The organism is Rathayibacter festucae DSM 15932 (assembly GCF_004011135.1).
GTDB lineage: Bacteria > Actinomycetota > Actinomycetes > Actinomycetales > Microbacteriaceae > Rathayibacter > Rathayibacter festucae.
In genome coordinates, this window is sequence record NZ_CP028137.1 from 2577483 (window position 1) to 2592067 (window position 14585).

A 14585-nucleotide genomic window follows, 5' to 3' on the forward strand; every position below is an offset into this window, starting at 1 on the left:
CACCGTGCCCAAAGACACGATGTCCGCCAAGAACCGCGCCCGCCAGGACAAGGTCGAGGCCTACAAGCGCGAGCAGGCCAAGCGCAAGCGCAGCGGCCGGATCTGGATCTGGTCGCTCTCGGCACTCGCCGTCGTCGCGATCGGCGGCATCGTCGCGGTCACCGTCCTCGGCAACCAGCAGATCGTCGAGGCCCGGCAGATCGACGGCCTGCAGACCTTCGAGAACGACGCGACCCACGTCGCCGGCACCGTCGACTACGAGCAGACCCCTCCCGCGGGCGGCCCCCACAACGCCGTCTGGATGAACTGCGGCGTCTACAACGAGCCCGTCCCCAACGAGAACGCCGTGCACGACCTCGAGCACGGCGCCGTCTGGGCGACCTACGACCCGTCCCTCCCGCAGAGCGAGGTCGACGCCCTGATCGCCGCGATGCCCGAGACCTACGCGGTCGTCTCGCCCTACGAGGGTCTCGACTCCCCGATCGTGCTCAGCGCCTGGGACGCCCAGGTCGCGATCGACTCCCCCGAGGACCCGCGCATCGACGCGTTCATCGAGCGCTTCTGGCAGTCCTCGACCGCGCCCGAGCCCGGTGCCCCGTGCACCGGAGGCATCGATGCGCCCGGCAAGCAGTAGGGGCCGCCTCCTCGTCGCGGCCGTCGCCGTCGTCGCCCTGCTCCTGGGCGCGGCGGGCGGCTACCTCTTCGGCGCCCTCGCCCCGTTCTCGTCCTCGGCCACCCCGTCGACGACGAGCGCGGAGGCCGGCTTCGCCCGCGACATGCAGGTGCACCACCTCCAGGGCGCCGAGCTGGCGATGATCGCGCGGGACCGCAGCGCCGACGACGAGGTCCTCACCGTCTCGAAGGACATCCTGCTCACCCAGCAGCAGCAGGCCGGTCAGCTCTTCGGCTGGCTGAACTCCTGGGGCCTCCCGCAGGCGGCCCCCGAGCCGTCGATGACCTGGATGGGCCGGCCGACCCTCGCCGGCGCCGCCGACGAGCACTCGTCGATGGGCATGTCCACCGAGGAGGACGTCGTCCCCGAGAGCATGCCGGGCCTCGCGACGCCCGAGCAGATCGCCGAGCTGAGCACGCTCACCGGCCGCGACTTCGACCGCCGGTTCCTCGAGCTGATGATCGCCCACCACCGCGGCGCGATCGACATGGCCGAGGCCCTGCTCGCCCGCAGCCGCGCCACCGTCGCCACCGACTTCGCCTCCTCCGTCGTGAAGGCCCAGGAGGCCGAGATCTCCCTGATGGAGCAGATGCTCGCCGACCGCCCGGCGGTCTGACCACGATGTCCTATCGGCACCGTCTCACCAGTGAGACGGACCGGAGTAGTGTCTCAGTCATGAGACTCAGCGAGCTGGAGACGGCGCAGAAGGAGCTCGGCTACTCCGTCGATCTCCTCGCCTCCCGTGCGGGTCTCTCGCGTGCCACCGGCTACCGGATCCTCTCGGGGCAGACCGACCCGCGCCTCGACGACCTGCGGGAGCTCCTGCTCGCGGCGGGCCTCGATCTCGATCTATCGGTCCGGCCCCTCTCCGATCCGCACGCGGCGTCGGCCGCGCGCGCGATGCTCGGAGACCTCTCGGTGGCCCCTGGCGACGAGGAGATCGCGGCCTGGACCGCTCGGCTCACCCGGTACTCGCGCGGGGAGACGGCGCTCCTCCTCGGCGAGGCCGGTCGAGCGTCCGCGCCGCAGCACCGGCCGGGTGCCGTCGCCCTCGCAGGCTCGCGCTGGAGCATCGACCGCCTCGCCTCCGCGGGGCACGCCTCGGAGGAGCCGTGGGCGCTCTCCGGAGCGGCCGCCTTCGATGCGATGGGGTACGACCTGCAGGGGGTCTCGGTGCTGTGGACCACGGACCCGCGCCGGGTCTCACAGCTGCTCGCCGACACTCTGACGCCGACGACCACCGAGCACGCCGACGTCCTCGTGGTCCCCGCGCCCGCGCCCCTGTTCCAGGGCGCGGTCGACGTCGAGGGAGTCGTCCTGGTGTCCCCGCTGCAGGCGGTGCTCGACGGCATCGGCCTCGGCGGTGACCTGGCGGCGATCGCCTCGGAGCTGGGACGGGAGTGGTCGTGACCGACGAGCAGCGACCCGGACCCGGCTACCGGCGTCGCCCCACGGGCGGACGGACCGGAGGACCGGCGGACCGCGCACTCCCCGCCGCGGACAGCGCCCTCCTGCGCGAGCGGACCGGCATCACCTGGACCGCGTCGACGATCGAGTGGGACCGCCTCGTGGCGACCACGTCCGAGCGGGCCCGCTTCCGCTTCCGCGCCTCGCTGCCCGACCTCGTCTGGAACGCCGCCGCGCTCGAGGGCAACACCTTCACCCTCCCCGAGGTGCGGACCCTCCTCGAGGGCGTGACCGTCGGCGGCAAGCCGCTGGCCGACGAGGAGCAGGTCCTGGCGCTGAGCCAGGCGTACAGCGATCTGGACCAGCTGGTCGGCCGGAGTGCCTTCGCCCTCCGCAAGGACGTGTCGGACACCCTCCACCGCACGGTCGCGGCGAAGGAGGCGATCGAGTCCGGCCACTTCCGCGGCGAGGGAATCGTCTCCGGCGGCGGCAGCGTGCGCCTCGCGAACGGCGGCTTCGTCGCCGGCGTCGAGCACGGGACCGGCGGCGAGGCACTGATCGAGCGCTTCGACTCGCTCGTCCGCTTCCTCGAGACGCTCCCCGACCCGAGGGAGCGGGCCGTGGCCTACTTCGCGGCCGCGACACGCAGCCAGTTCTACTTCGACGGCAACAAGCGCACCGCCCGCCTGATGATGACGGGAGTGCTGATGAGCGCCGACATCGACGCCGTCAACATCCCCTACAGCCGCCGCCTCGAGTTCAACCGCGCCCTCGACGAGCTGTTCGAGACGGACGACGCGACCACGCTGATGCGCTTCATCGTCGACTGCACCTGACGCGGACCCCGCGTGCCGCCGCTGACGCGCGTCAGGAGCTGAGGGCGGTCTCGACCTGCTGGGCGTAGAGGGAGGCGTACAGGCCGCGGCGCTCGAGCAGCTCGGGGTGGGTGCCCGACTCGACGATGCGGCCGCCGTCGACGACGTGGATGACGTCGGCCGAGACGACCGTCGAGAGGCGGTGCGCGATCGCGATGGTGGTGCGGCCGCGGGCGGCGTCGTCGAGGGCGGTCTGCACGATCCGCTCCGAGACGGTGTCCAGCGCGCTGGTCGCCTCGTCGAGGATGAGGACGGCCGGGTCCTTCAGCAGCACCCGCGCGATCGCGAGGCGCTGCTTCTCGCCGCCGGAGAGCCGGTAGCCGCGCTCGCCGACGAGGGTGTCGTAGCCGTCGGGGAAGGACGCGATCGTGTCGTGGATGTTCGCGGACCGCGCGGCCGCCTCCAGCTCCTCCTGCGTCGCGCCAGGACGCGCGTAGCGGAGGTTGTCGGCGATCGTGGCGTGGAAGAGGTAGGTCTCCTGGCTGACGATGCCGATGTGCGAGACGAGCGACTCCTGCCGCAGCTCCCGGACGTCCGTGCCGGCGAAGCGGACGGAGCCCTCGGTGACGTCGTAGAGCCGGGGCACGAGGTAGGAGATGGTCGTCTTGCCGGCGCCGGAGGGACCGACGAAGGCGACGAACTCGCCCGGCGCGATCGAGACCGAGACGTGGTCGAGGGTCGGCCGGACGTCGTCGGTCTGGTCGGGGTAGCGGAAGACGACCTCGTCCAGCTCGACGCGGCCGAGCTCGCCGTCGACGTCGCGGGCACTCGCGCGATCGGCGATGGCGGGCCGCAGGTCGAGGTACTCGAAGATGCGGGCGAAGAGCGCGCCGGCGGTCTGCAGGTCGAGCGCGACGCGCATCAGCCCGAGCAGCGGCCACATCAGCCGGGCCTGCACGGTGGTGAAGGCGACGACGGTGCCCGCGGTGACGGTCGTCCCGCCGAGGATCAGCCAGGCGGCGACGAGGTAGACGACCACGGGGATCACCGAGAGGAAGATCTGCACGGTCGCGAAGAACCACTGCCCGGACATCTGCTGGCGGACCTGGAGGTCGATCTGCCGGCCGTTCTCCTCGGCGTAGCGGGTCACCTCCGACTCCTGGCGGCCGAAGCTCTTGGCGAGCAGGATGCCCGAGACGCTCAGCGTCTCCTGCGTGATCGCCGTCATCTCGGACAGCGACTCCTGCGTCTTCGTGGCGATCCGGGCGCGGACCTGGCCGACCCGGCGCTGCGCGATCACGAGCACCGGGGTGAGCACCACCGCGACGATCGTCATCTGCCAGGAGAGCAGGAGCATCGCGACGACGGCCGCGATCACGGTGACGGTGTTGCCGAGCACGCTCGAGACGGTGTTGGTGAGGACGCTGGCCACGCCGCCGACGTCGTTGGCGAGGCGCGACTGGATGACGCCGGTGCGGGTGCGGGTGAAGAAGCCGAGCTCCATCGCCTGGAGGTGGCGGAACAGCCGGATGCGCAGCTCGCCCATCACGCTGTTGCCGACCGTGGCGGTGAGGAAGGTCTGCCAGACGCCGAGCACGGCGGAGACCACCCAGATCAGCACCATCACGCCGACGAGCTCGAGCAGCACGGGGAGGTTCGGGCGGCCGCCGGGCGGGAAGAGCCCGCGGTCGAAGGCCAGCTGGGTGAGCAGCGGCGGCACGACGGTGAGGGCGGCGCCGACGAGCACGAGGGCGACGGTGAGCGTGAGCTTGGTGCGGTGGGCGCGGAAGAGCGAGGCGATCCGGGAGAAGAGGTGGTCGATCCTCGGAGCGTCGGAGTTCTTCCGCCGCTGGGCGTCGGGGTCGCTGCTGGAGATCTTCCCGCGCACCGCGCCCGCGCGCATCCCGCCGCCGCTCGCGACGTCACCCATCCTGCTCATCGCTCGACCATAACCCCGGCCGCCGACACCGCCCGCGGCTTCCGCCCACGGCGAAGATGTGCTCAGCGGCGGGCGGTCGTCGGCGCCCCGGCCGGCCATGACGGGCCGCGTTCGCGGACTCGACTCACCGGGTCTCGATACGCCGCGTCCCGCGGCTACTCGACCAGCATGGAGCGCCGACCGTTCGCATCCCGCCGATCGGTCCACCGCCGGGCCAGCGCCCGCACTCATGCTGGTCGAGTAGCCCCGCAGGGGCGTATCGAGACCCGACGTCACCAGCACGGCCGGTCTGCAGATTCGCGTTCTGACGGTGGTGGATCTCGATACGCCCGCTTCGCGGGCTACTCGATCAGCATGTCCGGGACGGCGGAAGGCCCGGGCCCTGCGTGAGCAGGACCCGGGCCTCCGGTGCAGAGCGTCAGCCCTTGGTCGCGCCGGCGAGGAGGCCGCGGACGAAGAAGCGCTGGAGGGCGAAGAACACGATCAGCGGGACGATGATCGAGATGAACGCGCCGGCCGTGAGGAGCTCCCACGACTGGCCGTACGAGCCCGAGAGGTCCTGCAGCGCCTTCGTGATCGGCAGCCCCTGCCCGGAGGTGAAGACCGTCGCGACCAGCAGGTCGTTCCAGACCCAGAGGAACTGGAAGATGCCGAACGAGGCGATCGCCGGGACCGACAGCGGCAGCACGATGCGGAAGAAGATCTGGCCGTGGCCGGCTCCGTCCACGCGTGCCGCCTCGATGACCTCGCCGGGGATCTCCGAGATGAAGTTGTGCAGCATGAAGATCGCGAGCGGGAGCGCGAAGATCGTGTGCGCGATCCACACCTTCGCGTACGAGCCGTCCAACCCGTTCACCCCGAGTCCGGGGAGGATGTAGAGGTTGCCGATGCGCAGGCCGTCCGAGAACAGCTGCAGCAGCGGCACGAGGGCCATCTGGATCGGCACGATCTGCAGCGAGAACACGAGCACGAAGAGCGTGTTGCGGCCCTTGAAGTCGATCCACGCGAAGGCGTAGGCCGCGAGGCTGGCGATCGTGATCGGGATCAGCGCCGCGGGCAGCGTGATGACCAGCGAGTTCACGAACGCCTTGCCCAGGGTCAGGCTGTCGCCGGAGTTGAGCGCGTTCGCGTAGTTGTCGAGGGTGAAGCCGGGGTTGGCGAAGATCGTCCACCAGCCGGTGGTCTTGATGTCGTTCGCGGGGCGGAACGACGAGATGAACAGCCCGAGGGTCGGGATGGTCCAGATCGCCGCGATGATCGCGGCCGCGAGGGTCGCTCCGCGCGAGGTCGTCGCCTTGCGGACCTTGCCGCTGGCCGCCTCGATCTTCGACTCGCCGCGGGCGAGCGCGCGCTCGGTGCTGCGGTCGACCGGAACCTGGATCGGAGTGGGCGTGACGCTCATCGGATCTCCCTCTGCTTGGCGAGCTGGCGGGCGTTGTAGACGACGATCGGGAGCACGAGCAGGAACAGGATGACCGCGAGGGCCGCGCTGTAGCCGCTGCGGGCGCCGAGCTGGAACTGGCGCACCATCTCGAAGGCGAGGACGGTGGTGTCGGAGCGGCCGCCGGTCATCGCCGAGACGATGTCGAAGACCTTCAGCGACGCGATCGAGATCGTGGTCAGCACGACGACGATCGAGGAGCGGATGCCCGGGACGACGACGTTCCAGAACGACTGCCAGGCGTTGGTGCCGTCCAGCGACGCCGCCTCCAGCTGCTCCGAGGGCACGCCCTTGATGGCGGCCGAGAGGACCGTCATCGCGAAGCCGGCCTGGGTCCAGATCAGCACGACGACGAGGAAGAGCGTGTTCCACGGCTCGAGGCCCAGCCAGTCGACGGGAGCGCCGCCGAACGCGGTGAGGATGCCGTTGAGGACACCGATCTGCTCGCCCTGGCGGGTGTCGTAGAAGAACTTGAAGATGATCGAGGCGCCGACGAACGAGATCGCCATCGGCATGAAGACCAGCAGCTTGAAGAACTTCTCGCCGCGGCTCTTGTCGATGAAGACCGCGTAGGCGAGGCCGATCGCGGTGGCGGTGATCGGGGCGAGGAGCACCCAGACCACGGTGTTGAGGAAGGCGGTGACGCCGTCGGGGCTGGTGAAGACCCAGATGAAGTTGTCGAGGCCGGCGAATCCGGAGCCGTCGTTCTTCATGAAGGCGTTCAGCGCGGTCGTGATCGTCGGGTAGATCAGACCGATCAGGATGAAGAAGGCGGCCGGGGCCATGAACGCGATCAGCTGCAGTCCGTAGCCCGCGCCTTTGCGGGACCGGAAGTCGAGCAGAAAGAGGATGCCGCCGATGACCGCCGCGACGACCGCGACCCACATCACCGAGTTGTAGAGGCCGAACGCGAGGAGGAGGACCACCGGGAGGAGGACCGTGACGGCGAGGCGGAGGATCGTGTAGCCGGTGCCGCGCCGCGGGGCGATCTCGACGAAGAAGAGGATGATCGCGACGACCGCCGCGAACGCCAGAAGAATGATGGGGATCTGCGCGAGCGGGGGGATGCTCGCCAGCCACTGGAAGAAGCCGGACATGGACGCCCTTTCGAGTGCGACTCTGAACTCTGGTGAGGCCCGGTCCGGCCGGACCGCGGGTGCGATCCGGCCGGACGGGCATCGGTCGAGGGCCGCCGCTCCGGGGAGCGACGGCCCTCTCCGCGACTGCTAGGAGGTGTAGCCGGCCTGGATCTCCTCGAGGACCTGATCGGTGCTCGAGCCGTCGATCCAGTCGACCATGCCCTTGAAGAAGCTGTCGGAGCCGACGGCCTTGGGCATGAGGTCCGAGGCGTCGAAGCGGAACGTGGTGTTCGGGTCCTGGAGGATCGCGATGGAGTCCTTCAGCACGTCGCTGCCGGCGTTCTCCGGGTCGAGACCCGTGTTCGCCGAGATGACGCCGCCGAGCTTCACGCGGCTGTTGGCCCAGTCCGCGCTGGCCAGGTACTCCTGGACCTTCGCGGTGTCCTCGTCGTTCGAGAACGCGGCGACCATCTCGCCACCACCGGTGACGGCCTGGTCGGCGTCTGCGCTGATCGGCGGGGTGAGGAACGCCCACACGTCGCCGTCCTCGGCCACGTTGGCGCCGGCCGAGGTCAGGAAGCCCTCGAAGAACGACGCCTGGTGGGTCAGCGCGCAGGTGCCGTTGGCGACGTTCTGCGCGACGTCGCCGAAGGCGGTCGAGTTGATCGAGGAGACGTCGCCGTAGCCGGCGTTCACCAGCGTCGGGTCGAGGAGGATCGAGCCGACCTTGTCGAAGGCCGCCTTGATCTCGGGGTCGGTGAACGGGGTGTCGCCCGCGACCCAGGAGTCGTACACGTCGGGGCCCGCCTCGCGGAGGACGGCGTCCTCGATCCAGTCGGTGCCCGGCCAGCCGGACGCCTCACCGGAGTTGAAGCCCGCGCACCAGGACGGTCCGCCGGTCTTCTCGGCGATGGTCTTGCCCAGCGCCTCCATCTCGTCCCAGGTGGTGGGAACGGAGACGCCCCACTCGGCGAACTTCTTCGGCGAGTACCAGATGTAGCCCTTGACGGAGGCCATCAGCGGCGCGCCGTACTGGGTGCCGTCGACCTGGCCGTACTTCTGCCAGTCCTCGGACCAGTTGTTCTGGACGTTGGTCAGGGCGCCCTCGGGCAGCTCCTGGACCTTGCCCGAGGCGACGGTGTCGGCGAGCAGACCCGGTTGCGGGAAGATCGCGAGGTCGGGGGTGTCGCCACCCTGGACCTTGATGCCGATCTGCTTCTCGAACTCCTTGTCGCCGGTGTATTTGATGTCGATGCCCGACTCCTTCTCCCAGTCCGCCCAGGACTGCTCGAGAAGGGTGGCCTCGTCGCCGTTGATGGTGCCGTAGATGTTGACGACGCCGTCGGCCGTGCCGACGGAGCCGGCGGCGCTGCCGCCGCCCGCGTTCGGGTCGTTGGGGTCGCTGCTGCTCGAGCAGCCGGCGAGGGCGATCCCGGCCGCTGCGAGAACGGCGACGGGAAGGGTGATACGGCGGTGCAGGGATGACCGCATGGTTCCTCCTCATTGAGTGGTGGTTCAGCCGAGGGCCGGTGCCGTCCGGCGGGCCGGCGGGCTGAGGCGACTCGAAGCAGGTGCTGCGACGACTCGGATGCTGTTGGTGGTTCCGTGCGGAGACTCTCCGAGCGGAACACCGGGTTCGTGTGGCTCGGGCCTCCACGGAGGGAAACCTTTCCACAAGATCGATGAAAGCACAACGGCGGTGATAGAGCGCTCTCTGAGATAACGATCCGGCGACGAACCGCGGGAATCCGGGCCGATGGACGGCCGGAGATCGATCTCGATGCTCCGGCCGCCCCGCGCGCGGGGTATAACTTTCTGGAACCGTTTCCAGCACCGACGCCGGACGGTCCGGGAGGAACGCCGTGCCAGGCATCGAAGAGGTCGCCGAGCTCGCGGGAGTGTCGAAGGCGACCGTCTCGCGCGCCCTGAGCGGCCGCGGCTACGTCTCCGCCGGGACGAAGCAGCGGGTCGAGCACGCCGCGTCGAGCCTCGGCTACGTCGTCTCGGCCAACGCCTCGAGCCTCGTCACCGGCCGCAGCAACAACGTCGCCGTGATCATCCCGGTGATCAACCAGTGGTTCTTCGGCGGGATCATCGAGGGCATCGAGCGCGCCCTGCTCGCCGCCGGCTACGACCTGCTCCTCTACAACATCGACAAGCACCACGACGCGCGCCGCAGCGTCTTCGAGTACTACCTCGTCCGCAAGCGCGTCGACGCGATCGTCGCCGTGACCCTCGAGATCTCGCCCGACGAGACGGAGGCGCTGCTCGCCCTGGGCAAGCCGATCGTCGGGATCGGCGGCTCACTCCCAGGCATCCCGACCTTCAGCATCGACGACGTCGCCGCGGCCCGGCTCGCCACCGAGCACCTGCTCTCCCTCGGCCACGAGCGCATCGTGCACATCGGCGGGCTGGCGGAGGAGGAGATGGACTTCCACGTGCACACCAAGCGCCACGAGGGCTTCTCGCAGGCCCTCGCCGCGGCGGGACTCGAGCGCGGAGCCGGCCACTTCGTGCCCACCCGGTTCGACATCCCCGGCGGGCACCGGGCCGGACGTCAGGTGCTGGGCGATCCGCGGACCCGGCCGACCGCGATCTTCGCCGCCTCCGACGAGATCGGGATCGGGATCATCCTCGCCGCCCGCGAGCTCGGGCTCTCGGTGCCGGAGGACGTCTCGATCATCGGGATCGACGACCACCCGCTGGCCGAGCTGTTCGGCCTGAGCTCGATCCGGCAGGACCCGCGGCAGCAGGGCGAGCTCGCCGTCGCCCTCGTGCTGGAGGCGCTGGCCGCGATCGCCCGGGGCGAGGCGCCGCCGCCCGCCCGGCACACGACCATCCCCGCCTCGCTCGTCATCCGCACCAGCACCTCGGCGCCGCGGGGCGCGAGAATCGGAGCATGAGCGACTCCGAGTCCCCCTCCCCCGTCGTCCGCGATGCGCCCGAGCGCTCCCGCTTCGAGATCTCCGTCGGCGGCGAGACGGCCGGCTTCGCGGCCTACGTCCGCCAGGGCGACGAGGTCGTGCTGACCCACACCGTCGTCGACGACGCCTGGGAGGGGCACGGCCTCGGCAGCGTGCTCGCCCGCGCCGCGGTCCTCGCGGTGACGGAGGCGGGCGGCACGGTCGTCCCCCGCTGCCCCTTCATCGCGGCCTGGCTCCGCAAGCACCCGGACTCGGGCGCCCGCGTCCGCTGGCCCGAGGACTGACGCGGAGCGGACGCGCCCGGCGGTGCGCGCACCCCCCCTGCCGACGCGCCTCGCAGCGCGCGCTTCTTTGCTGATCGAGTAGCCCGCGCAGCGGGCGTATCGAGATCCGCGTCGTCGCTCAGGCCGGCAGGGTGCGCTGGCCGATCTCCTGGAGGGACCAGGTGTTGCCGTCCGGGTCGGCGAAGTGGGCGTACTTCACGCCGCCCATGTCCTGCACGTCCGACAGCTCGAGGCCGCGCTCGACCAGCTCGGCGCGCACGGCGGCAATGTCGTCGACGACGAGGTGCAGCCCGCGGACGACGCCGTCCTCCGGTCCGGGCCCCATCCCGGTGCCGATCACGATCGAGCACGCGGAGCCTGGCGGCGTCAGCTGGACGACCCGCATCGACGGCGAGGGCCGGACGTCGTGGTCGACGTGGAAGCCGACGACGTCCACGTAGAACGCCAGCGCCCGATCGACGTCGGAGACGGGCACGGGGACGAGTTCGAGTCGCATCTGCACGCGCTCATCCTGCACGAGTCGCTGACGACGGTAGGTCTCGATACGCCCCTCCGGGATACTCGACCAGCATGGAAGCACCGGAACGCGGTCGCTCCCTGCTGATCGAGTGGCCCGCGCAGCGGGCGTCTCCCTGCTGATCGAGTAGGCCGCACAGCGGGCGTCTCCTTGTTGATCGAGTAGGCCGCGCAGCGGGCGTATCGAGATCCACCACCGCCCGCAGTCACGGCAGACGACGGGCAGGCTCGAGACGCCCCGCTCAGGGCCACTCGACCAGCCGGCGTCACTTCCGGTAGGGCGGCAGGACGTCCAGCACGGTCACGGCGAAGTCGAGCATCTGGGTCGCGGAGGCGATGGCGTCGCTCACCTCGTCGACGTCGATCTCGGGGGCCCCGACCTGCGGGTACTCGGCGGCGTTCCGGGTGCGCCGCATCCACTCGAAGCGCGTGACGACGCGCCCCATCGGCGGGTCGAACTGCGCCCGGGCCGCTTCGGACACCGCGACGTGACCGCCCTGCGAGGTGGGTCGCAGCCCCTGGATCGCGAAGACCGCCGTGAGCGCCTTCCGGGCGGCGTCGTACGCGGCGCTGAAAGCCAGTTCGAGATCGTCCTCGCGGACCCTCTCCGCGGAGAGGACATGTCTCCGTGCCTGCTCGATCAGCCTCTCCGCGTGCTCGCGATTCGCAGGCACCTCCTCCATCCGCCGGGCAGTCAGCAGCGCATCGACGGTGTCCCGCCCCTTCTCCCACTGCAGGACTCCACTCATTCGGCCACTCCGTTCCCCACATCCAGCCGGACCAGCGGACGTGTCTTCAGCGTCTGGAGGAAGGGATCAGACGCCTCGTCCCATCGACGACGACTCACCGATCTGATGTCGACCTCGCGCCCGAGCTCGGACTGCGCCGCCGTCGCCGCGTCGAGCAGATCCGCCCGATCCGGTCCGCCGATGACGAGCACATCCACGTCGGCGGGATCGGCCCCCTCCTCACCCGCCATGCGGGCGGCCCACGACCCGTGGATGTAGGCCTCCTCGATGAGGGGGATCCCGCTCAGGACCCGGGAGAGGACGACTCGGGGTCCGTAGGCGTACTCCACGATGATCCGCACCGGCGCCGCCAGCGGATGCGCCTCGTTCGCGCGCACATAGCGGTTGCGGCCCGAACGACGCTCCAGCACGAAGCCGGAGGCGACGAGCCGCTCGATCTCCCTCTGCACCGAGGAGGGCGACGCCTCGATGCGCTCCGCGAGCGCACTCAGCGAGCTCTCGCCCGGCCGCAGCATCAGCGCCGCGAGCAGATTGCCCTGCAGGTCGGAGCGCAGCAGGGGCGCGATGGTCGGAACGGTCGATTTCACATTCCGGACGATATCACCTGCAATGCGCACTCGTCGAGGTTCTGTCGTCTTACATCGGGCGCCTCTTCCGGAGGCAGGCTCCCCATCAAGTTGATCGAGTAGCCCGCGCAGTGGGCGTATCGAGATCGCCCACCGTCAGCACTCACTGCTGACGATCGTGGGTCTCGATACGCCCCGTCGGGGCTGCTCGACCAGCAAGAGTGCGGGCATCCCCGCCCCATGCTGATCGAGTAGGCCGCGCAGCGGGCGTATCGAGATCCACCACCGTCGGCGGTCACGGCTGACGACCGCGGGTCTCGATACGCCCCTGCGGGGCTACTCGACCAGCATGTGCGCGCGCGAGAGCGCGCCGGGGTCAGTCGCGGGGGGCGACGACGAGGCGCTCGTGCATGATCTCGACGGCGCGCTCGAGGACGCGGCGGTCCTCCGGGCGGAGGTCGGCGAAGATCGGCGTGAGGGCGTCGCCCAGCTGGGTGCGCCACGCACTGAGCGCGGCGGCGCCGTCGGGGGCGAGGCGGATCTGCCAGGCCCGCGCGTCGGCCGGGTCGGCGATGCGGTCGAGCCAGCCGGCCTCGACGAGGTTCTTCACGATCTTGGTCATCGTGGGCTGCGAGACGCGGCTCTGGGTCGCCAGCTCGCCCAGGCGCATCGGCCCCATCGACAGCAGCACCGACAGGGTGCGCCAGACCGCCTGCGACTCCTGGTTGTCGGTGGCCTGCGCCGCGAGGCGGGTGATCCGGTGCGTCACCGAGACGAAGTCGCTCAGCAGCTCGCTCAGCGAGACCTCGCTGGGCGGCACGTCGCGGGCCGGCAGGCCTGCGAGCGGATCGATAGCAGTCACCCGCCGATTCTAGAGGCTGCGTCGCGCGGCACCGGCGAGGCCGATCACCCCCGGTCGGGGACGCCGGGGCGGAGACGACAGCGCGGCGAGGACAGGGCGACGGCGAGCGGGAACGACGAAGGGCGCCGCCTCCGAGGAGACGACGCCCTTCGCCGGTGGGCCTGCCCGAGGGAGGACCCGTGCACCCTGACGGGTGCGAGGGGATTACTTGACGGTGACGGTCGCGCCGGCGGCCTCGAGCTGGGCCTTGGCCTTCTCGGCGGTCTCCTTGTTGACGGCCTCGAGGACAGCCTTGGGGGCGCCGTCGACGACAGCCTTCGCCTCGCCGAGGCCGAGGCTCGTGAGCGCGCGGACCTCCTTGATGACCTGGATCTTCTTCTCGCCGGCGGCCTCGAGCACGACGTCGAACTCGGTCTGCTCCTCGACCTCTTCGGCCGGGGCGGCCGGGCCGGCGACACCAGCAGCGGCGACGGGCGCGGCGGCGGTGACCTCGAAGACCTCTTCGAACTTCTTCACGAACTCAGAGAGCTCGATGAGCGTGAGCTCCTTGAAGGCCTCGATGAGCTCGTCCTGCGTGAGCTTTGCCATGATTTTTCTCCTTGTTGTTTCTTGTCTACGAACCGCGTGCGCACTGCCTCCCGGAGGGAAGCGTCAGCTCGCGGACTCCTGCTTCTCGCGCAGTGCCTCGACCGTGCGAACGGCCTTGGACAGCGGCGCCTGGAACAGGTAAGCGGCACCGAAGAGCGAGGCCTTGAAGGCGCCGGCGAGCTTGCCGAGCAGCACTTCACGGGACTCGAGGTCGGCGAGCTTTCCCACCTCTTCCGCGGTCAGCGGGTTACCGTCGAAGTAACCGCCCTTGACCACGAGGAGAGGGTTTGCCTTGGCGAAGGCACGCAGCGACTTCGCGACGGCGACGGGGTCGCCGTGCACGAACGCGATGGCCGAAGGGCCAGCGAGCTCGGCGTCGAAGGACGAGATCCCGGCGTTGTTCGCCGCGATCTTGGTCAGCGTGTTCTTCACCACGGCGTAGGTCGCGTGCTCACTGATGTCCTTGCGCAGCGTCTTGAGCTGAGCAACAGTGAGACCGCGGTACTCGGTCAGCAGAACGGCGGTCGAACTCTGGAACTTCTCCGTGAGTTCGGCGACCGAGGCTTCCTTGTTCGCCATGGCTACTCCTGTGAATTCTCGTGCCGGTAGCCCGAAGGCACGCAAAGAAAAAGGCTCCGGCGCAGGAGCGCGGGAGCCTGGGGAACGCGATGAACGCGGAACACATCTCTTGCACACCTGCGCGGGCCATTCGCTTCGCGAATCCTTCGTCCGGCGGCGATCC

Annotated in this window: 16 protein-coding genes; 6 read left to right on the top strand and 10 right to left on the bottom strand. The window is 70.0% G+C overall.

The annotated features are described in order from the left end of the window. Positions 1-4 precede the first annotated feature (4 nt). The 4 genes from C1I64_RS11885 to C1I64_RS11900 are packed head-to-tail and all read left to right on the top strand — an operon-like array spanning position 5 to position 2916. Positions 5-634 (top strand): DUF3105 domain-containing protein, encoded by a 630-nt coding sequence (locus C1I64_RS11885; protein WP_244209461.1) that lies wholly within the window; start codon positions 5-7, stop codon positions 632-634. After that, complete coding sequence (locus tag C1I64_RS11890) at positions 615-1289, top strand: DUF305 domain-containing protein (protein WP_123447785.1); 675 nt, start codon at positions 615-617, stop codon at positions 1287-1289. The genes C1I64_RS11885 and C1I64_RS11890 overlap by 20 nt, the downstream gene beginning before the upstream one ends. Before the next feature lie 59 nt (positions 1290-1348). Then, positions 1349-2083: a hypothetical protein gene (locus tag C1I64_RS11895; protein WP_127887349.1), complete on the top strand. Its 735-nt coding sequence runs from the start codon at positions 1349-1351 to the stop codon at positions 2081-2083. Beyond that, positions 2080-2916 carry a Fic family protein gene (locus tag C1I64_RS11900; protein ID WP_208645119.1) on the top strand — a complete coding sequence of 279 codons (837 nt, stop codon included), beginning with the start codon at positions 2080-2082 and terminating at the stop codon, positions 2914-2916. Before C1I64_RS11895 ends, C1I64_RS11900 begins: the two co-directional genes overlap by 4 nt. A gap of 31 nt (positions 2917-2947) precedes the next feature. Here the strand turns inward: C1I64_RS11900 and C1I64_RS11905 are convergent, their stop codons facing one another. The 4 genes from C1I64_RS11905 to C1I64_RS11920 form a co-directional block, all read right to left on the bottom strand. Further along, entirely contained in the window at positions 2948-4825 is a 1878-nt protein-coding gene (locus C1I64_RS11905; protein WP_127888546.1) for an ABC transporter ATP-binding protein, read from the bottom strand. A gap of 427 nt (positions 4826-5252) precedes the next feature. Beyond that, complete coding sequence (locus C1I64_RS11910) at positions 5253-6236, bottom strand: carbohydrate ABC transporter permease (RefSeq protein WP_123447787.1); 984 nt, start codon at positions 6234-6236, stop codon at positions 5253-5255. Then, positions 6233-7372: a carbohydrate ABC transporter permease gene (locus C1I64_RS11915; RefSeq protein ID WP_123447788.1), complete on the bottom strand. Its 1140-nt coding sequence runs from the start codon at positions 7370-7372 to the stop codon at positions 6233-6235. Before C1I64_RS11915 ends, C1I64_RS11910 begins: the two co-directional genes overlap by 4 nt. A 129-nt stretch (positions 7373-7501) precedes the next feature. Then, positions 7502-8845: an ABC transporter substrate-binding protein gene (locus tag C1I64_RS11920; protein ID WP_127887350.1), complete on the bottom strand. Its 1344-nt coding sequence runs from the start codon at positions 8843-8845 to the stop codon at positions 7502-7504. 371 nt (positions 8846-9216) lie between these two features. On the opposite strand from C1I64_RS11920, the gene C1I64_RS11925 reads away from it, so the two are divergent. Next, positions 9217-10257, top strand: coding sequence for a LacI family DNA-binding transcriptional regulator (locus C1I64_RS11925; protein ID WP_123447790.1), 1041 nt, complete (start codon positions 9217-9219; stop codon positions 10255-10257). Further along, positions 10254-10562 (top strand): GNAT family N-acetyltransferase, encoded by a 309-nt coding sequence (locus tag C1I64_RS11930; protein ID WP_123447791.1) that lies wholly within the window; start codon positions 10254-10256, stop codon positions 10560-10562. The genes C1I64_RS11925 and C1I64_RS11930 overlap by 4 nt, the downstream gene beginning before the upstream one ends. Before the next feature lie 118 nt (positions 10563-10680). Here C1I64_RS11930 and C1I64_RS11935 read toward each other — a convergent pair whose 3' ends face one another. The 6 genes from C1I64_RS11935 to rplJ all read right to left on the bottom strand — a co-directional run bounded on the left by C1I64_RS11935 (position 10681) and on the right by rplJ (position 14422). After that, positions 10681-11064: a VOC family protein gene (locus C1I64_RS11935; RefSeq protein WP_208645120.1), complete on the bottom strand. Its 384-nt coding sequence runs from the start codon at positions 11062-11064 to the stop codon at positions 10681-10683. A gap of 280 nt (positions 11065-11344) precedes the next feature. After that, positions 11345-11827: a HEPN domain-containing protein gene (locus C1I64_RS11940; RefSeq protein ID WP_127887351.1), complete on the bottom strand. Its 483-nt coding sequence runs from the start codon at positions 11825-11827 to the stop codon at positions 11345-11347. Next, positions 11824-12444 (bottom strand): winged helix-turn-helix domain-containing protein, encoded by a 621-nt coding sequence (locus C1I64_RS11945; RefSeq protein ID WP_127887352.1) that lies wholly within the window; start codon positions 12442-12444, stop codon positions 11824-11826. The genes C1I64_RS11940 and C1I64_RS11945 overlap by 4 nt, the downstream gene beginning before the upstream one ends. A 325-nt stretch (positions 12445-12769) precedes the next feature. Continuing rightward, positions 12770-13255, bottom strand: a complete 486-nt coding sequence (locus C1I64_RS11950) for a MarR family winged helix-turn-helix transcriptional regulator (protein WP_243581350.1) — start codon at positions 13253-13255, stop codon at positions 12770-12772. 204 nt (positions 13256-13459) lie between these two features. Further along, positions 13460-13843, bottom strand: coding sequence for a 50S ribosomal protein L7/L12 (gene rplL, locus C1I64_RS11955; RefSeq protein WP_055791021.1), 384 nt, complete (start codon positions 13841-13843; stop codon positions 13460-13462). Between the two features lie 63 nt (positions 13844-13906). Further along, a complete protein-coding gene (gene rplJ / locus C1I64_RS11960; RefSeq protein WP_123447792.1) occupies positions 13907-14422 on the bottom strand; it encodes a 50S ribosomal protein L10 in 516 nt (171 codons plus the stop codon). Between the last annotated feature and the right edge of the window lie 163 nt (positions 14423-14585).

Bases quoted from the DNA above. Each gene is read 5' to 3' on its own strand.
- C1I64_RS11890 (WP_123447785.1), top strand. From the start codon at position 615: ATGCGCCCGGCAAGCAGTAGGGGCCGCCTCCTCGTCGCGGCCGTCGCC.
- C1I64_RS11895 (WP_127887349.1), top strand. From the start codon at position 1,349: ATGAGACTCAGCGAGCTGGAGACGGCGCAGAAGGAGCTCGGCTACTCC.
- C1I64_RS11905 (WP_127888546.1), bottom strand. From the start codon at position 4,825: ATGGGTGACGTCGCGAGCGGCGGCGGGATGCGCGCGGGCGCGGTGCGC.
- C1I64_RS11910 (WP_123447787.1), bottom strand. From the start codon at position 6,236: ATGAGCGTCACGCCCACTCCGATCCAGGTTCCGGTCGACCGCAGCACC.
- C1I64_RS11915 (WP_123447788.1), bottom strand. From the start codon at position 7,372: ATGTCCGGCTTCTTCCAGTGGCTGGCGAGCATCCCCCCGCTCGCGCAG.
- C1I64_RS11920 (WP_127887350.1), bottom strand. From the start codon at position 8,845: ATGCGGTCATCCCTGCACCGCCGTATCACCCTTCCCGTCGCCGTTCTC.
- C1I64_RS11930 (WP_123447791.1), top strand. From the start codon at position 10,254: ATGAGCGACTCCGAGTCCCCCTCCCCCGTCGTCCGCGATGCGCCCGAG.
- C1I64_RS11940 (WP_127887351.1), bottom strand. From the start codon at position 11,827: ATGAGTGGAGTCCTGCAGTGGGAGAAGGGGCGGGACACCGTCGATGCG.
- rplL (WP_055791021.1), bottom strand. From the start codon at position 13,843: ATGGCAAAGCTCACGCAGGACGAGCTCATCGAGGCCTTCAAGGAGCTC.
- rplJ (WP_123447792.1), bottom strand. From the start codon at position 14,422: ATGGCGAACAAGGAAGCCTCGGTCGCCGAACTCACGGAGAAGTTCCAG.